Below are 19,770 nucleotides of genomic sequence, written 5' to 3'. Positions count from 1 at the left end.
AACGGCCGGGATCAGAACCGCTCGGGGAGCGGCGTGGTGGGGGGCAGGGGAAGTTGGAGCTTGCCGTTCGAACCGCCGCGGAAGAGGGCGGTGACGACGCTGGCCAGCTCGATGCGCGGGCGGTCGATCGAGCCGCCGATGCGGATGCTCACGAGTCGACTCTGGAACCAGTAGAACAACTGCGACAGCAGGGGGACGCGGTCGACCAGCGAGTAATGCAGGTCGAAGCGTTGGTCGAGGGTGCCGTCGGCGTCCACGTAGCCGTCGCCCATCAACTTGACGAGCGGACTGCGGGCGACGGCGTCCTTCAGGTACAGGCGGCCGCCGCGCAGATCGAGCCGCGTCGACATCCAGTCGAAGGTCGCGGTCGCGTCGAGGCCGAGCACCGCGAACACCTCGCGCACGACCGGGACGGACCACAGGCGCGCCTCGTCGAGCCGCACCTCGGCCACGCCGCGCAGGGCCGAGAGGCGATCGTCGCGACCGCGCGCGAGTTGGACGTAGCCGGAGAGCTTGCCGCGGCTCTGGACCTGACTGCCGAAGAGGCGTCCGATGAGATCGCCCACGTCGACGCGGTCGAGCCGCAGTCCGAGGAGGAAGCTCGAGACCTCCCCGAACTCGAGTCGCAGGGCTTCGGTCCCCGACGCCCCGGGGCGCCGCGAACCTTCGATGAGTTGGTCGTTGCCCATCGTCGCGGTGGACAGACCGACGATGGTGCCGCCACCCAACTCGCCCATCAGCTCGTCGATCACGAGGCGTTCGCCGTCGAGTTCGATCCGGGCGCTGGTGCGCGCGAGGCTCTGCTCGGCCACGTCGCCGTAGGCGTCCACCAGCCGAGCCGACGCGCGCACGCCGTTCGCGTCCGCGACGAGGTCGTCGACCTCGAGCCGCGCCGAACGCAGGCGGATCGGCAGCGAGTAGTGGGCGTAGAGATCGTGCGGCACGAGCACGCCGCGCGCGCGCGTGACCGGCGTGCCGTCCACGTCGAGGCCGACCGCGAGCTCGACCCCTTCGACGTCGATCAGGCCGCGCCAGCGGTGTTCGGAGGCCCAGCGCGCCACTTCGAGGTCGTCGCGCACGAGTTCGCGCGGGTCGAGACGCAGGTTGCGGGCGAACGCGCGCGCGGTGAGGCGCACCTCGATCGGTCGACCGTCGGCGCCGTCGGGCAGGCTCATGGACGTGGCCGCCGCCGAACCGTTGGGGTCGAGGATCAGGCGCACGTCGCGCAACGTGAACGGACTGTTGGCGAGTCGACCATCGATGGCGTCGGACTCCACGCGGCCCGCGACCAGGTGCAGCGCTCCCTCGAGGTCGGTGATCTCGACTCCGCCGGCATCGACGTCGTTGCCTCGCAGTCGCGCTTCGGCGTCCTCGAGTCGTAGGTCGGCGTTCGGGCTCGAGCCGACGCGCGCCCATCCGTCCAGAGCACCGCGCACTTCGAAGCTCGGCTCGACGTCGAGTGCCGCGAGGTAGGTCGGATCGGTCGGGCGCAGGCCCGCGACGCGCACGTGCGCCGTGTAACCACCGTTCGGCCCGGTCTCGCCGCGCAGCGACCAGTCGGTTCCCAGTTCGTCGCGCGCCGCAGCCGCGATGCGCACCTCCCACGGTTGGACCGGGACCGCGCTCTCCGCGTCGCCGCGCGCACGTCGACGGGTGGCGACCACCTGGGCGCAGTTCGGATCGAGAACGCTCGGCCCCGCGAGCGCGACGCCGCGGTAGGCGGCCTCGAGACCCGTGGCGCGCACCTCGATCCGCTCGTCCGCGGCACCGCCGAAACGCGCGACACCGCTGTGGAACTGGACCTCGAGCCGCGCCTCGAGGCCGAACTCGTCGAGGCTCGCACGCAGGGTCGGATCGGCGTCGAGGTACGGCGCGAGCAGTTCGTCACCCGTGGACAGTCCGTCGGCGACCACGTCCCACTGGGCGAGGGTGCCGCCGAGCGTCGCCGACGGATCGAGCGGATCCGCCGAGCGCAGGGCGCCCGTGACTTCGATGTTCGAGCCGCTGCGACCGACGAACGCACCGTCCAGGTCGAGCGCGAAGCCGAACGCTCGGCGCTCCACGTCGTCGTCGCCACCCAGGCCACCGGTCGACGCGCCCATGCGCACCACGACGTTGCCGTCGACCTCTTCGAAGTCGAAGGCGTTGCCGATCAGGTCCTCCGCCAGGTGTCCGGCGAGGTCGGCCACGGTGGCGTCGACCGACACGACGACGCCTTCGAGCAGCGGACTCTGTTCGATCTCGACCCGCGCTTCGGCCACGCGGCCGGCTCTCGGACCCACGATGGCGTCCAGGTCGATGCCGGCGCCGGTCGCGAACACGGCCGCGGTCAGGCGCTCGTCGATCGGCACGTCGCGCGCAGCGATCTTGAAGTGCATCGGTGCGCGCCTGTCGGCTGCGCGATTCCCGCGGGCGTCGGGCGGCAGCGGCGAGGCCAACCAGCCTTCGACGTGCACTCTCGCGGTGCGGGCGTCCGGGCGCTCGGCGCCCGCCGCCGCGGGCACGTACCCGTCCGCTCCGAGCACGCCCAGGCGATCGTGTCGGACTCCGTCACCGACGTGTCCGTAGACCACGCGTCCCTCGAGACCCTCGACGGGCAGCGGGAAGCCGCTGAGTTCGCCGTCCGCGTTCGGCCAGCCGTCGATCGACATCGCGAGGGCGCCGTTCGGGCGTCCGACGAGCGCGAGGTCGCTGGTCCAGGTCGGAGCCATCTCGTCGCGCCGGACCGCGCGTCGGATGCGCAGTCCGAGCCACGCGTCGGCCGCTCCCTTCGCCCCGAGCGCCTCGAACGTGCGGTCGACCACGTCCTGCTGGCCGGCGACGATCCGACCGACCAGGGCCTGCACCGTCGCGCCGACCGGACGATCGAGCGTGCACAGGTGGATGTCGCCGAAGGGGGCGGCGAGCGCGTCCGGCTCACCTGGCATCTGGTCCCCACCGCGCCACCCGATCCGCACGCGCTGGCCGTCCCAGACGACGTCGCCCTGGATCCGTCCGTCCACGTGCCCCAGGTCGTTCGTCTCGTCCGGGCGCCAGGTGAGGCGGCCCTTCACCGCGCCCTCGGTCAGGTCGAGTTCCGGTGCCGAGGCGTCGACGGCCAGGTCGAGCGCTTCGAAGCTCAGGTCGATGGAGTCGACGCGATCGGTCCGTCCGCGAGCGCGCGCGCGGACGGAGAGTCGACCGGTCGACTCGAAAGCGGGGAGCGTCGCGCGCTCGGTCTTCGAGTGCGCCGACAACGCTTCGAAGATCGGGCCGATGGGCGTGAACGGAAGATCGTCGGCCGCGACGTCGATCGTGGACTCGCCGTCGTCGTACAGGCGCCCGCGTCCCTCGAGGCGACCGGTCCGACCCTGGCGGTCGCGGGCCGACGCGACGAGCGTCAGGCGGCCCTCCTCGATCACGTCGAGCCGCAGGTCGAGCGTCGCGAGCGGCGTGTCGGACGCGGCGGTGCGAAGTTCGAGGTCGTAGATCTCGAGCCGCGCGCGCTCGGCCAACTGGTCGGGGCGCGCGCCGCCGTCCTCGTCCGCGGTTCCGGCGCGGGGCGTGAGCGCCGCGACCAGCGCCGGTGAGAGCGTGAGCCTTCCGCCGCGCACGACGACCCGCTCGAGCACCGGGCGACCGAGGCCGAACGGCGACAGCGTCACCGCCGCTCGCTCGGCGCGGCCCAGTTCGTCGCCGTCCATCGACCACGTGAGGCCGTCGATCTCGATCGACGGGCCGCCCAGGTCCAGTCGGCACGCGTCGACGACCCAGTCGCCCTCGGGCAGCACGCGGTCGAGAGCGATCTCGACCGCGCGCGCGGTGAGACCCGTGCGTTCGGTGATCTCCACCGCGAGCAGCATCGCGATCAGGACCAGTGCGGCGACCGACGCCAGCCGCTCGAGGAAGCGCCAGCAGAGCTTCATGCTCCCACGCTCGATCGCTCGTCGGTCGTCATCGTGTTGGGTCGATCGTGCGCAAGGGTGAGGTGGAGGAGCGCGCCGCCTCCGGCCGGGTAGGACGTCCGCTCGCCCGGCGCTCAGCGCGCGGACGTCGGCTCGGGCACGAGAGCGTCGCGGTGCTCGCTGCGGACGGTGACGCGGGGGACGCGCCGGCCGAGATTGCACGTGATCTCGTAGGGAATGGTCCCACAAACCCGGGCCAGTTCGAGGGCGTCGATCGACTGCTCGCCCTGGCGCCCGAGGACGGTCACCCGATCGCCGACCTCGACCCCGGGGACGTCGGTGACGTCGATCGTCGTGTAGTCCATCGAGACCCGGCCGATCACGGGGACCCGCTGGCCGCGCACGAGGACCTGGGCGCGGTTGCCGGCCCGCCAGTTCATGCCGTCGTCGTAGCCCACGGGCAAGGTCGCGACGCGCGTCGGGCGCTCGGCGCGCCACGTGCCGTCGTAGCCGATCGGCGTGCCCGTGGGAACGTCCTTGAAGAACACGACACGGGTGGAGAACGACAGGATCGGACGCAGGTCGCTGTTTTCGTCGACGCCTTCGGCCAGCATGCCGAAGGCCGCGATGCCGGCCCGCACCGCCAGGCGCGTCGGCAGCTCGAGGGAGGCGAGGGTGCGCGCGCCGCCGGAGAAGAGGCTGGCCGAGTTCGCGGCGTGGACGAGGCCCGGCAGCTCGCCGCGCTCGGCCAGGGTGCGGCACAGTTCGCCGAAGCGCTCGAACTGCCGCGCGCCCTCCTCGTCGCGCAGTCCGCGGGAGGGTGCGATGTGGGTCATCAGGCCGACCACTTCGATACCCGACATCGAGCGCAGCGCGTCGATCAGCACGTCGGCCCGTTCGCAGGGTACGCCCAGTCGCCCCATGCCGGTGTCGGCGTTCAGGTGCACGCGCGCGCGGCTGTCGCGCCGGCGCGCCAGGGCGTCGAGGTGGAGGCAGCGATCGGTGGAGTGGACGCAGATCTCGATGCCGTGGTCGAGGACCACCTCGGCTTCCTCGTCGACCAGGGTGCCGAGGAGCAGGATTCGCCCGCTCACCCCCGCGCGACGCAGCTCGACGGCCTCGGCCGCGGTGCCCACGCAGAAGCCGTGGACGCCGCGGGCCTGGGCGCAGAGCGCCAGACGCACGGCGCCGTGTCCGTACGCATCGGCCTTCACGACGAGCATGACGTCCGTGCCCGCACCGGCCGCGGCCGCGATGCGATCCAGATTCCACTCGAAGGCGTCGAGGTCGATCTCCGCCCAGCCCCTGACCCGTTCCATGACGGGCAGACTAGCGCCGCGCGCCGTACCGACGTGCTGGTGCGAATCGCCCGATTTCGCGAGGGAGACGCCGAATGGGGCCGGAACTCGCGTGGGGTCGCTCGCGCCGAGCGCTCCACCGGGTCCACGAGGTCGGATTCGTGTCAGATGCTGGAAAACGGCACGGAAAGGGGCGTTCGTGCCTTTCCTCGGGGCTTGCGCGCGTTGACTCGCGCGGGCACACGGTCCCAAGCTCTCTGGCGTTCCCATCGAGTTCGGGCACGAGAGCCCGATTCGCAGCGTTTCTCGGATCTTCCGGGTGCTCGGATCGGCCGCCTCCGAACACCGGAACGACCTCGTCCGCGACTGGTTCGCCGACGTCGTCCGCTCCGGACCGTCGCGCGCGGTACTCCCGACCGCGACTTCCATATCCCTACGAAAGACCAGAGCGAGGCCGCACGGCCTCCTCGAAACCCCCACACACGACCATGGCCAAGAAGAAAGCCAAGAAGAAGGTGACCCGCCGCGCGGCCAAGAAAGTCACCCGCCGCCCCGCCGCCCGCAAGAAGACCAGCGCCGCTGACTTCATCATCAGCAAGAGCCGCACCAAGGCCGCCGCTGGCATCAACGTCTCCGGCGAGTTCTACGCCGCCCTCGACGCCGCCGTGCGCTCGATGATCGCGACCGCCGAGCGTCGCGCCACGGACAACGGCCGCAAGACCCTGCGCCCGCACGACCTGTAGGACGTTCGTTCGACGGGCCGCGCTCGTTCGAGCTGGGCCCACTCGAGGAGGCCGGAGCGACGCTCGTCGCTTCGGCCTTCTTCATGTGCGGCCGTCTTCTCGAGAGGCCTTCGCACTCGGGCCGCTCGTGCCGGGCCCGAGCGCCGATCAGTCTCGGGTACTCGCCGCGGTGGAGGCGGGCGCCGATCCGCGCGGTGCCCTCGGCTCGAGTCAGCGCTTGCGCGTGCGTCCTTCCCAGGCCCGCAGGTACAGAGGCTCGACGTCGGCCGGGGCCTGGGCCGGCCGCGCGGCGCCGAGCGCGATCAGGTCGGTCGCGCGGGGGGCGAGCTCCGCGCTGCGCACCCCGTCCGCCCACGCGAACCGCTCGCGGCTGCTCGCGTCGCACAGGACCTGCGTTCCGTCGAAGCGCAGCGTGCGTCCGGCGGCCTCCTCGAGCGTCAGGGAGGTCGGTTCGAACAGCGCGCGCAGACCGTCGCCCGCGCGTTCGTACTCGGCCAGGTCGAAGCGTCCGCCGCGCGCGTCGCACAGCACCTGCACGCGTGCGTCGGCACGTTCGGTCGAGCGCAGCGCACGAAGGGCCGCCGCTTCGAAGGACGGGACGCCGACGATCTCGGCGCCGCTGCCCTGGACGAGCCCCAGAGCCGTGGCGACGCCGACGCGCATACCCGTGAGGCTTCCGGGTCCGACGCCGACGACGACGCGCACCAGGGCCTTGCGATCGACGCCCAGTTGCTCGAGGAGCACGCCGAGCGCGGGCAACAGATCGCTGGCGTGCGCGCGTTCGCCGTCCAGCCCGCGTTCGAGGGTCCTTCCGCCGGAGCGAGCCGCCACCGTCGGACGGCGCGTCGAGGTCTCCAGCGCGACCACGAGGCCGCGCCCCGGTCCACCGCTGCCGGCGCCCATCGTCGTCACGAGTGTCGCTCTTGGCTGACGCGCGCGATGTTCTCGACGAGGTGCGCAGCGATGCGTTGCGCGCGCGCGCCGATGTCGCCCCGATCGGGGCCTTCGACCATGACGCGCGCCAGGGACTCGGTGCCCGAGTAGCGCAGCAGGATGCGTCCGCTGTCGCCCAGCTCGGCCTCCTCGGCGCGGACGAGCTCGAGCAGCCCCGGAACGTCCTCGAGCGCCGGCTTGCTCTCCACCTGCACGTTGAGCAGCACCTGCGGCAGGGCCTGGAAGTCGCTGGCCAGCGTCGACAGCGAGCACTTGCGTCGTTGGAGGGCCTCCAACACGCGCAGCGCCGTGAGCTGTCCGTCGCCGATCAGGGCGTTGTCGTTGCCGAACACGATGTGTCCGGACTGTTCGCCGCCCAGGCTGAACTCGTTGGCGCGCATGGCCTCGACGACGTGCTTGTCGCCGACCCCGACCGTCACGACCTTGACGCCCAGGCGCGCGAGCGCGAGATGGAGTCCCTTGTTGCTCATCACGGTCGCGACCACCGTGTCCTCGCTGAGCTTGCGCCGTTCGGACAGATCGCGCGCCAAGAGGGTCAGCAGCGCGTCGCCGTCCACGAGCCGGCCGATCTCGTCGACCATCAGGCAACGGTCGCCGTCGCCGTCCAGTGCGATGCCGGCGTCGGCGGACACCGTGCGCACTTCGCTCTGCAGGCGATCGGGGTGGGTCGAACCGCAGTCCGCGTTGATGTTCTCGCCGTCGGGCGACGCGCCGATCGACGTGACGCGCGCGCCGAGTCTGGCGAACAAGCGCGGAGCGATGCGACTTCCACCGCCGTTCGCGCAGTCGACGACCAGGTGCAGGCCCGTCAGGTCGAGCGAGCCGGCCTGCTTGAGCAGGAGCTCGAGATAGCGCTGCTCGACCGTGGGATCGTGGACGGGAGCCGTGCCGCTCTCGATCGGATCAGGCGCCTGCGCGAGCCGTTCCTCGATGGCGCGCTCCTGCTCGGCGTCGAGCTTCACGCCGCGCGGACCGAAGATCTTGATGCCGTTGTCGGCGGCCGGGTTGTGGGACGCGCTGACCATGATGGTGACGCGCGCACCGCTGTCGCGACCCACGCGCGCCAGGCCCGGCGTCGTGATCAGTCCGGCCGAGCGCACGCCGAACCCGACCGAACCGAGTCCGCGGGCCAGCGCCGCCTCGATCCAGGTGCCCGAACGACGTCCGTCGTTGCCGAGCAGGGCGATCGGATCGCGCGCGCGACCTTTCAGGACGTGTCCGATCGCGGCGCCGAGTGCGGACACGCGGTCTTCGCGCAGCGGTCCATCGCCCGCTTTGCCGCGGATGCCGTCGGTGCCGAACAGTGAGGCGCTCATCGTTCCCTCGGGGGGGTGCAGAGGAACCGTAGTGGGGAGCGGGTCGAGGTCGCCCGCGTCAGTCTTCGTCGTTCGCCGGAACCAGGAAGATCAAGGACTCGCCGATCGGCTTCACCGTCAGCTCCGACCATTCACTGAGCCTAGCGGGATCCAGCTTCAGTTCCTGCAGCGATTCGGGATCGTCGAAGTCCTGCCGCAGGTAGTAGCGCACCTCGACGCCGACCGACGTGGCCTGCGCGTCGGGCGGCGGGGCGTCCGAGATGTCGACGTAGGCCACGAGGTTGCGCTGGGTGAAGTTGTTGAGGTCGAGCTTCAGCGGCTCGGAATCCTCGTCCATCGGAATGATGCCGATGGCGACGATCTCGAAGCTGACGACCTGACTCGAGGCCGGGATCTTCCAGTGCGCGAGCTCGTCGACGCGATCCGGATCCATGCACACGAGCGAGAGCTCGATGTCCATCGGGCCTACCGAGTGCGAGCTGTACGTCACGACGGGCGAAGCCACGACCTCGGTCGCGAGACGCACGCCCGCGTTGCGCCAGCGCGGCGCCAGCTTCAACGTGTAGACCTGATTGCGTGCGGGGTCCTCGGCCAGTTCGAGCGGCGCGAAGAGCGGGACCTCGTTCTCGGCGCGTCGGAGCAGGAGGTCGAGAACGGCGCTCGGCCCGCTGAGCTCGACGGTGTCGGGCGAGAACGGGCGTTCGTCCAGCTTGACCGCGATGTGGCGCTTCAGTCGCTCCGTGTTCAGGGGCAGGTCGCTCTTCACCAGCTTCAGGACCTGGTCCGCGACGCCGACGAACTCGAGCTTGGCCGGCTCGCGTTCCCACTTCAACTCGAGACCGAGCACGTCCGTGTTCCACTCGATGTCGTTCGTGCCGAGCGCCACCGGCGACTGTGTCGACTCGATGCGCAGTTCGCCGCTGGCCTCCTGGCGGAAGCGTTCGATCCGCGCCCGCGTTCCCTTCACCAGTAGGCGGTGCTCGCCGCTGGTGCCGCCTGGTTCCGCGAACGCCTGGTTCGGAACGTCGAGCTGGACGACCACGCGCGGTCCCGTGGCGACGCCCGGACCGGGGAATTCGTCGGGGCTGTGTCCGGCGGTCACCAGCTCGATGCTCACGGTGACCGCCTCCTCCTGCACGACCTGTTCGCGGGCCACGTACAGGAGCCCGAAACCGAGGACCATGCTGATCGCGATCCAGTACACGTCGCGCACGAGCTCGCGCAGCATGCCGCTGACGCCGCTGACCACGTCGTAGCCGCGTTCCGCGCCGGTCTTGGTCCGCACGTCGCCGAGGGCGGTGCGCAGCTGTTCCTCGAGATCGTCGGCGGAGACCGGGTCGCTGAGGCTGCCGTTGGCGGCGATGCTGATCCGGCCGGTCTCCTCGGACACGACGACGGTGACGGCGTCGGTCTCCTCGCTGAGGCCGAGCGCGGCGCGGTGGCGCGTCCCCAGCCGTTGGGCCAGGTCGCGGTTGTCGCTGACCGGGTAGACGCAGGAGGCCGCGATGATGCGACCCTCGCGCAGGACGACACCGCCGTCGTGCAGGGCGCCGCTCGGTTCGAACAGGCCCTCGAGGATGGCCGCGTCGATGCGTGCGTCGATCGCCGCGCCCCGCTCGACCCACGGATCGAGCGACGACTCGCGTTCGAACGTGATCAGCGCACCGCGGCGCCGCTTGCCCATGGCCTTGGCAGCGGCGGCGACGGGACCGATGATCGTCGCGTCGCGGCGACGCTTGCCGAAGCCCGCGCCCGAGCCGGCCAGCTGGCCCATCGCACGCCGGAGTTCGGGCTGGAACACGATCGCGAGCACGACCACGACGAAACCCGTGACGCTCGAGAGGATGTGCTGGAGCTCGGCCAGGTCGAGGGTCTCGGTCAGACCCCACAGCACGACGACGACCAGGAGGCCGCCCGTGACGAGCAGGCGCACGACCCGGTTGCCGCGGGACTGGCGCGCCAGCCGCAGGAACAGGTAGATGCCGCCCGACAGGATCGCGAGCTGAAGGATCCAGGCCCACAGCTGGTCGAGTTCGATCACGCGCCACCTCCGCACGGGCGGCTCGCGCCGAGGATGCCGCGCGCGACGTCCAGGGCTTGGGCGGTGGGGGCGACGTCGTGGACGCGCAGGGCGCTCGCGCCCCGTTCGGCGAGCAGCGTCGCGGCGGCGAGCGATCCGGCGAGGCGCTCGTTCGGCGTCGCGACACCGGACAGGGCCCCGACGAACGACTTGCGCGAGGCTCCGACGAGCAGCGGCACGCCGAGGCTGGTCAGTTCACCGAGTCGACCCATCAGGTCCAGGTTGTCCTCGAGGCGCTTGCCGAACCCGAGTCCAGGGTCGGCCCACAGACGTTCGGGCTCGATGCCCGCTTCGAGGCAGCGCCAGAGCTTGGCGCGCAGCTCCTCGCACACTTCACCGACGGCGTCGTCGAAGTGCGGGCGGCGCTGCATGGTTCGGGGTGTTCCGCGCATGTGCATGCACACGTAGCGTGCACTCGACGTGGCCGCCGCGTCCAGCATGGCTGCATCCGCGTCCCCACCGCTCGGATCGTTGATCCAGCTGGCGCCGGCGTCGACCGCGCGGCGCGCCACGTCGGCCTTGAGCGTGTCGATCGAGATGCTCGCGGTCCCGAGGGCGGCGGCGAGAGCGGTGATCACCGGCAGGACGCGTCGCGCTTCCTCGCGCGCGTCGACCGGATCGGCGCCGGGACGGGTGGACTCGCCGCCCACGTCGATCACGTCGGCGCCCTCGGCCTCGAGCGCGAGCCCGCGTTCGACGGCCAGCGCGGGATCGGCCCAGCGACCGCCGTCGGAGAAACTGTCGGGCGTGACGTTGAGGACGCCCCAGATGGCGGGGCGCCGGTCGCTCGGCCGCGAGGAACGCGCCGCCGCGCGCACGCGCGCCAGGTGGACCCGTTCCGCCAGCTCCGGGTCCGTGTGGTCGGCGCCAGCGCGTGTGGCCGCCAGGGCCGCGTCCAACGCGTCGATCCTCACCGACGTGCCGACCGACGTGCCGGTCGACGTGCCCACCGACGCACGCGCGCCGACGAAGTGGGCCAGCGGCCCCTCGTCGGCGACGTGGCGCACGGCGCGCGCCTGGCCGACCGGTCCGAGCAGTTCGGCCAGGTGCGGGGTCGCCCGCTGGCCCGTTCCGCGCTCCCGCGTGCCGACGTCGTGGGTGGAATCGGGGCTCACGTCGTGGCGCTGCGGGTCGGGTGGAGCGGGCCGTGGGTCAGGCGGGCGAAAGACCAGGAGTGCCGGGCAGGTCGTCGAGGCCGCCGCCGTCCGTCTCGACGCTGCGCCGCTGGGGCTCGCCGGCGGGCGGTCCTGTGGGGGCGGGCGGGGGCGTGGGGGCGTCGGGCCGCAGCGTCGTGTGCGACTCGCCACCGACCATGCGCCGCACGTCGTCGCCGGTGATGGTCTCGTACTTGAGCAGGGCGCGCGCGCACTCCTCGAGCGGCGCGCGGTTGGCGCGGATCACCTCTTCGGCCTGGGCGTAGGCCTCCTCGAGGATGCGCCGCACTTCGCGGTCGATCGCCTGGGACGTCTCCTCGGAGTGGAAGACCTGGCGGCCGATCTCCGTGCCCAGGAAGTCGGAGCCCTGGCGCTCGGCGTAGTTGATCGGACCGATCGTGTCGCTCATGCCGTACTCGGTCACCATCGAGCGCGCCAGGTCGGTCGCACGTCGGATGTCGTCGTAGGCGCCGGCGGAGATGTCGCCGCAGAACTCCTGCTCGGCGATGCGGCCGCCGAACATCATCGCGAGCCGCGACAGGAGACGACGACGCTGGGTGTGGTAGCTCTCCTTCTCGGGCAGGACCATCGTCACGCCCAGGGCCTGGCCGCGCGGAATGATCGTGACCTTGTGCGGCGGGTCGGTCTCGGGCAGCAGCGCCGCCAGGACCGCGTGACCGGCCTCGTGGTACGCGGTGATCTCGAGGTCCTCCTCGGCGATCTTGCGCGACTCCTTCTGACGGCCGTAGCGCACCTTGTCGCGCGCCTCCTCGAGGTCGTCCATCGTGATCGCGTCGCGCTTGGCGAGCACGGCCATGATCGCCGCCTCGTTGATGATCGCCGCCAGTTCGGCGCCCGAGTAGCTCGGGGTCGAACGGGCCAGGACCTCGGCGTCGACGTTGTCGTCCGTGCGCACGCGGCGCAGGTGGACCTCGAGGATCGCGCGGCGGTCGTCCTTGTCGGGCAGGTCGATCGTGACCTCGCGGTCGAAGCGACCCGGGCGCAGCAGCGCGGGGTCGAGCACGTCCGGACGGTTCGTGGCGGCGACGACGATGATGCCCTCGTCCGTCCCGAAGCCGTCCATCTCGACCAGTATCGCGTTCAGCGTCTGCTCGCGTTCGTCGTGGCCACCGCCCATACCGCTGCCGCGCCGACGACCGACCGCGTCGATCTCGTCGAGGAAGATGATGCACGGGCTGTTGTCGCGCGCCTGCTTGAACAGGTCGCGCACCCGGCTCGCGCCGACGCCGACGAACATCTCGACGAAGTCCGAGCCCGAGATCGAGAAGAAGGGGACCTCGGCCTCACCGGCGATCGCCTTCGCCAGCAGCGTCTTGCCGCAGCCGGGAGGGCCGTTGAGCAGCACGCCGCGTGGAATGCGTCCGCCGATGCGCTGGAACTTGCCCGGGTTCTTCAGGAATTCGACGATCTCGCGCACTTCGCTCTTCGCCTCGGCGGCGCCGGCGATGTCGTCGAAGGTCACGTTCGTGCGGTTCTCCTTGGTGTACATCTGAGCGCGACTGCGCCCGAAGTTCATCACGCCGCCCGCGCCGCCCTGGCCGCGCAGCTGGCGCATGAAGAAGAACAGCACCGCGAAGATCACGAGCCACGGCAGGAAGAGGAACGCGAAGTTCCCCCACATGTTCGAGATCTTGGCCGCACTCGTGCCGCCGGTCAGGTCGAAGGTGTGGCGTTCGATGGTCGCGCCCGCGGCGGCCAGCGTGTTCTCCAGGGTCGCCAGGTCGTCGAGGCGCCGTCCGTCGACGGCCAACCACAGCGAGCCCGACGTGGAGCGCAGCGGGAAGGGCGCATCGCCCGCACCGGTCCACTCGTTGGACGAACGCGCCAGCACGTGGACGTACAGGTGGTCCGCGCGGTCGATGTGGCGGTCCGCGCTCGCGCCGCCGCGTTCGACCACGCCGCCGTCGCCGTCGGAGTCCGTCACCGGAGCGTCGTCGCGCGTCTCGAGGTCGTCGGTGCGCGCGTCGCTCTCCTTGCGGTCGTCCTTCGCGGGTCCGGTCGTGGCCGGCTCGTAGGCCCGCAGCGTCGAGACCGCCACCACTTCGAGCGGGCGGTAGTAGCCGCCGTCGACGGCCGTTTCCAGCTCGAGCGGAGAGACGTCCACGTACGTGCGCGCCTTGAGTTCGCGCAACGTGTCCTCGCGGGCGGCGATGTCGGAGAAGCGCGTGGTGAAGCGGCGCGGCTCGGCTCCGCGCGACTTGCGGTACGAGCCTTCGATCGAGGACGCGTGGTCGGCCTCGATCTGGAACTCCTGCGACTCCACCCGTCCGGCGTAGAGGGCGAACAGGTACTCGTCCTGGGTCAGCTCGTCGGGCTTGTTCACGCTGCCGCCGCCGAAGACGACGAGCACGATCACCAGCACGAAGAGGAACAGCAGGAACGAGCCGAAGGACCGCGACTGGCGGGTGCGTTCGGGTTCGCTCTTCTTGACGTCGTTCATGGTCGAGCCCCGGTCGGGGGCGGGTGTGGGCAGCGAGGACGCGGCACGTGGTGGGCGCGCTCGCGGGTTCGCGAAGAGTCGGTGGAGCAGGTGGCCGAGGCTCTGCGGTCGCCGGCCGCCGAGCGGGGCGGCCGGGCGCCGGGACACCGTCTATGGGCCATCGACCACACGGTCGCGATCCCAGCAGAATAGGGCGGCGCGCGATCCCTCGACCCGGACGGCTCGGAAGAACCTCGTTCGCGCGACCTCGGAAGACCGTCGGCGGTTCGTCCGAGACGCGCGCGCGGATCCTCAGCCGCCCTGGTTCGTCGGCGGCAGCGGGTCGATCTCGCGCTCGTAGCCCGTCGCTCCGGGCCGGCCGTCCCCCGTCGGAACCGCTCCGTTCCCGTTCGTCGGGGCGAAGAGGTCGAGGACCACGCCGTCGGCCAGGTTGTGCAGGACGCGCGTGCGGGCGAGGGGTTCACCCGGCGCGGTGGCGGGGCTGAGGCCGGGACCGACCACGTAGCCCGACGACAGGCGGCGCCGGGACGTCTCCAGCACCTCGCCACTGCGGCGATCGCGCAGGTCGACCTCGACCCCCAGGATCACGCCGCCCTCGAGCAGGCGCGCGTCCTCGTCGCGCACGCCGCCGCGGCGCCGCAGGTCGACCAGGCGCGCGTCGAGGACCAGGTCGGCCTCGTCGTAGGAAACGACCGCCAGATCGAGTCGGTCGAGCAGGGCGCGGTACAGCGCGTCGGTCAGGTCGACCTCGAGATCGGGCAGCCGCGTCTCGTTCGCCGCGAACTCGATCGAGACGGTGCGCGCGCCGGCCGGGACGCCGAGGCCGGTGTGCCAACCGCAGGCGCCCAGCAGGAGCCCGGCCGCGAGTGCGAGCAGGATCGAACGCATCACGGTCGCACCAGGGCGGCGCCCGCCGCGTGTTCGTCGACGAGAGCCTGCGCTTGCTCCATCTCGTCCTCGAGGTCGGCCTGGCGCGCGTAGTCGAGCGCGCGCGCGGCGTGCTGGTGGGCGCCGAAGCTCTCGTCCAGCGTGTCGTAGTAGCGCGCCACCACGAGGTCCGATCGCGCCAGTCGCCGCAGCGCCTCGACCTCGAGCTCGCGCATGTCGGCGATCAGTTCGTCGCGCGCGGCGTCGACGCCGGTGCGCCCGTGGCGGTCGAGCCAGGCGCGGATCTCGGCCAGCGAGCGGTCGAGCGAGCCGATGTCGAAGTCGATACGCGCCTGGTCGGCCAGCCGCAGGCGCGGGATCTGCGCCTCGGCGTCGATGGCGAACGGGCTGTTCGGGAAGAAGAGCACGAGATCCGCGAGGCTCTCGATCGAGTCCGCGAAACGCCGCTTGCCCGCGTCGTACTGGGCCATGCGCCAGTAGGCCTCGTCGCAGTGCGGGTGCGTGGGGTCCTGGACGACCAGGTAGTTGTAGGCGATGTCCGCGCGCGCGGCGTCGGACCAGAAGATCCAGAACGAGCTGTCCCGCTCGCGCAGGCGCGTCGCTGCCTGGTAGACGATGTCCGCCGCCTCGCGCGCCAGGTGGTGCGACGGGAAGGTGCGCTCGAGTTCGACGACCTCTTCGAAGGCCAACTGCGGCGAGCCGCGATCGAGCAGCAGCTGCGCCTTGCCGATCGTGCGCATGGCGCGGACCGTGCGCGGCAGGCGGTTCGTGCGAAAGCGATCGAGCTGGCTCGGCTTGGTGGCGCCCTTGATCCCCGTGTCGAAGGCCTCGACCATAAGCTGCATGGTCGCGTTGCCGCGGTCCGAGTCGAGGCGCGTGTCCTCGAACAGGCGCAGGCTGCGGCGCGCCGCCTCCCACACCCGGCCCTGGGACAATTCCTCGCGCCCGATCTCGATCTGTTCGTCGACGGCCGCCACCGACAGGTTCGTACCCGGGTAGGGCGCGAGCGGGTCCTCGTCGAGCGACATCAGCGGGCGCGTGACGTTGCAGCCGGTGAGCACGAGGAGCGCGAGGCTGAAGGCCAGGGCGCGCGCGACCCTGGCCAGGGCGGACGTCGCCGGTATCGAGAGTCGCGTGTTCATGCGGTGCGAGCGGCGCCGAGGCTCTTGCGGCCGGCGTCGAGGTGGTGGGCGGTGAAACGATCCACGAGGCGTTCGAGGGCGAGCAGCGACGCGCGGTCGCTCGCGGCGCCCGGCGGCTGGGTTCCACCCGCTCGGCCCACGTCGCTCGCGAGCAGTGTGGCGGTCCACTCGATCAGACGCGAGGGGACGTTCGCGGGAGCGTTCGCAGTGGGACCCAGCTGACCCGCGCAGGAGCGGCACAGGCGCCCGCCCTGGTCCGCGGCGAAGAGGGTCGTCTCCGCCGCCGAGCGCGTCGGCGGGGCGGGGCGACCGCAGTGGGCGCAGTGAGCGAGGGCCGGCGCCAGACCCAGGGATCGCAGGGTCCGAAGGTCGAAGGCGAGGCGCACGAGCCGAGCGCCGCGCTCGTCGCCGCGTACCGCCGCCGCGTCCAACTCGTCGAGGGCGCGCTCGGCCAGCTCGAACAGGTGCGGCTCGGGCAGGTCGTCGCGGGCGACGAGTTTGGCCGTCTCGAGCACCGTCCAGGCCGCGCGGTAGGCCACGCCGTGGGAGGGGATCGCGCGGCGACGCCGGAGCCAGTCCCCGCCGGTCAACAGCGCGAGTCCGTCGCCCTTCGCCGGTCGCCAGTCGAGCTCGAGCGTGTGGAACGCGTCGAGCACCCCGAAGAAGCGCGACGTGGATCGGTACGCGCCCTTCGCCAGCAACCGCACCCGTCCGTGGCGCGGCGACAGCACGGTGGCCACGAGCGAGGTCTCGCCGTAGTGGGTGCGGGAGAGGAGGAGAGCGGGAGAGGGCACGGGTGTTCGAACGCGGGAGCGCCGCCCGACTCTACGGCTGGGTCGGGCCGAGGTCGCGGGTGGGGTGGTGATCCGTTGGGAGCGTGGGCCGGCGTGGTCCGGTCGACGCTGGCACGGGCGCGCTCACCGAGGTCCAGCTACGCTCGCGCCATGCTGAACGTGCGAACGACGACGAACCGAGGCACGCGATGGCGGCGAGCGGGGCTCGGTCTGTTGGGTGGAGCCGTCGTGCTGGTCGCGTCCGCGTGCCGGTCCAGCGAGGTGTGCGTCCGTCCGCTCGCGGACCCGGTCGCGCCTGCCGCGCCGTCGACGCTCCCGGAGCCTCCGCCCGGTCAGGACGACGTGCCGTTCGTGCTCGAACTCTCGGCGGCGGCGACCGATCTCGAGTACGCGGGGGTGGTCGAGTTGGAGATCGTGGCTCGCGCCGTGGCCGATGGTGACGCTGGCCGGCAGTCGAACGCTCGGACGTGCGTCCTCCCACGGGGGTCTTTCTCCGACTACTCCGAAGGTGAGGGTCTCTATCTCGAAACCTGGGCACGGGCGAAGGGCGCGTCCGAGTACGTCCAATTCCGCGATCAGGGCCTCTCGTTCTGGAGCGTCGAGCACGTGTGCGTCACGGAGCACGGACTTGAGTTCCTCCACGATCTCACGCTCATCAATCCCTTCGTCGATTCGAACGGCAGCGACGGGCCCCCAGCGATCACCCTTCGGCCCGGTCACGCTGTGCGCGCCTCGCTCGTCCACGGTCTCGATCTGGGTGGCGCGGATACGAGCACGAACACCGAGGCTCGGGCGGACTCACCCCTGCGGTTCCTCCTGAAGGAACCTGGAGCGAGCTACCAAGTGCGCGCGGTCATGCGTACGGAAGGGGACGCGGTCGCCGTTTCCAACTGGGTCGAACTCACCACGGAGGCGGATGTGAGCCAGGCGCGCCAGGAGGCGGTTCTGGTCATCGAAGTGCTCGGGCTTGCGAACAAGGCGAGAGGAGGTGCGGGGGGTGCGGGAGGGACGTGGCAGTTTCCCTACGTGGAAGAAGCAGAGACGGCGGTCCTCACGCTCGTCGACTCGAGATTCCAATCGAACCTCCCGAAGTGGATGCGGGAATGGGCCGACGCCGTCTGGATCAGCGCTGGTCACGAGGTCCGTTCGTGGGGCGGCTCCGGCCTCGCAGAGGTGCAACCCGTGCGGGTCTACCGCGCGTGCATCGAGCTGCTCGAGGCCACGGACTACTGGACCGAGATCCCGCGCACGCTCCCGCGTCAGTACGCGTCCCTGCGGGATCGGATCCAGTACAGCCTCGACTGGGCACGCGAGGAATCGGAACGCCAGCGCCGCGCCACATGGGACACGGGCTCGAAGGAGCGCTCGGATCCGGCCACGCCCGACTCCGACCGCTGAGCCACGACGCCGTTGTTCACCGGCGGGCGCGGCCCCGAACGCTCAGACCTTCTCGGGCTGGTTCCACACCAGCCCCAGCTTCAGCACGCGCCGCTCGCTGGCTTCGATCACGGTCAGGCGCACCGGGCCGTGGGTCACGATCTCGCCGCGGCGTGGGAAGCGGCCCAGCTCGGCCAGCACGAAGCCGCCGAGGGTCTCGTAGTCGCCCTCCTCGGGCAGCTCGATCTCGAGCTCCTCGTTGACCTCGCTGACGCGCACGGACGCCAGGACGTCGGCCGCGAACTCGCCCGTGCGCACGATCTCGACCTCGTCCTCGACGTCGTCGAACTCGTCCTGGATGTCGCCGACCAGTTCCGCGAGCACGTCGCTCATGGTGACCAGTCCGGCCGTTCCGCCGTACTCGTCGACGACGATCGCGATCTTGCTGCGCTGGCGCCGCAGTTCCTCGAGCAGTTCGCTGACGCGCTTGGTCTCGGGTACGAACAGGGTGGGGCGGATCAGCGACTCGAGCGTCACGTCGTCGAGGCGACGCTCCGCGACCGGGACCAGCACGTCGCGCGCGCTGAACACGCCGACGATCTCGTCGAGGCTGCCGCGGTAGACGGGCAGTCGACCGTGTCCGCAGCCGCTGGCCGTGGCGATGGCGCTGCGCAGATCGCTCTCCACGTCGACGGCCTGGATCTCGGTGCGCGGCGTCATGATCGCGGCCACGTCCACGTCGTGGAACTCCATCACGTTCTCGATGATCTCGCGCTCGCGTTCGTCGAGTTCGGTCTCGAGGTCCGAGTCCTTCACCGCCTCGCGCAGGTTCTCGACGATGCGGCGCGTGGCGTCGGTGCGCGTGCGTGCACCGCTGCGACGCGAGGCGTAGCGACGCAGGCGCGCCAGCAGACGCGAGAGCGGCGCGACCGGCAGCTGCAGCAGGTGGAACGTGCCGAGGAAGCGACGCAGGAGCCCGTCGCCGCGCGTCTCGACCAGGGCCTGGGGGAGGATCTCGACGGCCAGGGCGAGCAGCGGGATGCCGATCGCGGCGGCCAGTCCGAGCGAACTCGCGCTCAGAGGTTCGCCGCCAGCGGCCAGCCCCAGCACCAAGAGCACGAAGGCCAGGTCGCACGAGACGCGCAGCACGCCCGCGCTCGTCACCAGCGGCTCGACGTCGGAGAGGTGGCGCTCGAGCGCGATCCGTCGCGGTCCCTCGGGCACCGGTCCGAGGACGCGGTCGGGGACCGAGCGCATGAGCGACACGCGCGTGAACGAGAACAGCGCCGAGCCGCACAGGGCCAGCGCGCTGAGGGCCACCTGGGCGGCGACCGACTGCGCGAACGCGACGTCGAGGGTCGGGAAGAAGGCCACGAGCGCCGAAGGGACGGCGATCGCGGCGGTGGCTAGGGATGGCTCGGTGTCGTTCACGGTGCTCGGCCTGGCCGCTGGGGCGGGTCGGGCGGTCGCGCGGGCCCGTCCGGGGGGCGCGCGGCGCGAGATAGTAGTCGGACGGACCGGCGCCGCTCCAGGAGTCCTCGTCATCTGGAGTGCAGGACGCGGACCGCCGGTCGGATCGCCAGAGCGATCGGAGCGCGCGGCGCGGACCGCGTGGGCCGCGGGCCGTTCCGCCCACAGGGTCGGCCCCCGCCCGCCCCGCGCGGGACCGCGAGGCCGCG

Annotated in this window: 13 protein-coding genes; 2 read left to right on the top strand and 11 right to left on the bottom strand. The window is 71.4% G+C overall.

Annotated elements, in window-relative coordinates; translation table 11 throughout:
- Positions 1-11: 11 nt before the first annotated feature.
- Together Pla163_RS12865 and alr are read right to left on the bottom strand one after the other, a co-directional pair.
- The gene (locus Pla163_RS12865) at positions 12-3,905 is read right to left on the bottom strand and encodes an AsmA-like C-terminal region-containing protein (protein ID WP_145188980.1); all 3,894 of its coding nucleotides are present in this window, start codon (positions 3,903-3,905) and stop codon (positions 12-14) included.
- 113 nt (positions 3,906-4,018) lie between these two features.
- A complete protein-coding gene (gene alr, locus Pla163_RS12860; RefSeq protein WP_419185901.1) occupies positions 4,019-5,203 on the bottom strand; it encodes an alanine racemase in 1,185 nt (394 codons plus the stop codon).
- 467 nt (positions 5,204-5,670) lie between these two features.
- Between alr and Pla163_RS19055 the strand changes: the two genes are divergently transcribed.
- Positions 5,671-5,925, top strand: a complete 255-nt coding sequence (locus Pla163_RS19055) for a hypothetical protein (protein ID WP_419185900.1) — start codon at positions 5,671-5,673, stop codon at positions 5,923-5,925.
- Between the two features lie 210 nt (positions 5,926-6,135).
- Here the strand turns inward: Pla163_RS19055 and tsaB are convergent, their stop codons facing one another.
- The 8 genes from tsaB to recO all read right to left on the bottom strand — a co-directional run bounded on the left by tsaB (position 6,136) and on the right by recO (position 16,714).
- On the bottom strand, positions 6,136-6,828 hold the full coding sequence (gene tsaB, locus Pla163_RS12850; protein ID WP_419186497.1) for a tRNA (adenosine(37)-N6)-threonylcarbamoyltransferase complex dimerization subunit type 1 TsaB: 693 nt from the start codon (positions 6,826-6,828) through the stop codon (positions 6,136-6,138).
- Between the two features lie 5 nt (positions 6,829-6,833).
- Entirely contained in the window at positions 6,834-8,195 is a 1,362-nt protein-coding gene (glmM, locus tag Pla163_RS12845; RefSeq protein ID WP_145188971.1) for a phosphoglucosamine mutase, read from the bottom strand.
- A gap of 58 nt (positions 8,196-8,253) precedes the next feature.
- On the bottom strand, positions 8,254-10,236 hold the full coding sequence (locus Pla163_RS12840; RefSeq protein WP_145188968.1) for a diadenylate cyclase: 1,983 nt from the start codon (positions 10,234-10,236) through the stop codon (positions 8,254-8,256).
- Positions 10,233-11,390: a dihydropteroate synthase gene (folP, locus tag Pla163_RS12835; RefSeq protein ID WP_419185899.1), complete on the bottom strand. Its 1,158-nt coding sequence runs from the start codon at positions 11,388-11,390 to the stop codon at positions 10,233-10,235. Before folP ends, Pla163_RS12840 begins: the two co-directional genes overlap by 4 nt.
- A gap of 37 nt (positions 11,391-11,427) precedes the next feature.
- Positions 11,428-13,890 (bottom strand): ATP-dependent zinc metalloprotease FtsH, encoded by a 2,463-nt coding sequence (gene ftsH, locus Pla163_RS12830; protein WP_145188965.1) that lies wholly within the window; start codon positions 13,888-13,890, stop codon positions 11,428-11,430.
- A gap of 291 nt (positions 13,891-14,181) precedes the next feature.
- The gene (lptE, locus tag Pla163_RS12825; RefSeq protein WP_145188962.1) at positions 14,182-14,778 is read right to left on the bottom strand and encodes an LPS assembly lipoprotein LptE; all 597 of its coding nucleotides are present in this window, start codon (positions 14,776-14,778) and stop codon (positions 14,182-14,184) included.
- The gene (locus Pla163_RS12820; protein WP_145188959.1) at positions 14,778-15,920 is read right to left on the bottom strand and encodes an outer membrane protein assembly factor BamD; all 1,143 of its coding nucleotides are present in this window, start codon (positions 15,918-15,920) and stop codon (positions 14,778-14,780) included. Before Pla163_RS12820 ends, lptE begins: the two co-directional genes overlap by 1 nt.
- Complete coding sequence (gene recO, locus Pla163_RS12815) at positions 15,917-16,714, bottom strand: DNA repair protein RecO (protein WP_419185898.1); 798 nt, start codon at positions 16,712-16,714, stop codon at positions 15,917-15,919. The genes Pla163_RS12820 and recO overlap by 4 nt, the downstream gene beginning before the upstream one ends.
- Before the next feature lie 150 nt (positions 16,715-16,864).
- Between recO and Pla163_RS12810 the strand changes: the two genes are divergently transcribed.
- Positions 16,865-18,112 (top strand): hypothetical protein, encoded by a 1,248-nt coding sequence (locus tag Pla163_RS12810; protein ID WP_145188953.1) that lies wholly within the window; start codon positions 16,865-16,867, stop codon positions 18,110-18,112.
- 42 nt (positions 18,113-18,154) lie between these two features.
- Here Pla163_RS12810 and Pla163_RS12805 read toward each other — a convergent pair whose 3' ends face one another.
- Positions 18,155-19,522, bottom strand: coding sequence for a hemolysin family protein (locus Pla163_RS12805; protein WP_419185897.1), 1,368 nt, complete (start codon positions 19,520-19,522; stop codon positions 18,155-18,157).
- Positions 19,523-19,770 lie beyond the last annotated feature (248 nt).

This window comes from Rohdeia mirabilis, from assembly GCA_007750655.1.
In the GTDB taxonomy this organism is placed as follows: Bacteria; Planctomycetota; UBA1135; order UBA1135.
The sequence above is the reverse complement of the archived record's forward strand: the minus strand, read 5'-3'. Positions and strand labels throughout refer to the sequence as shown.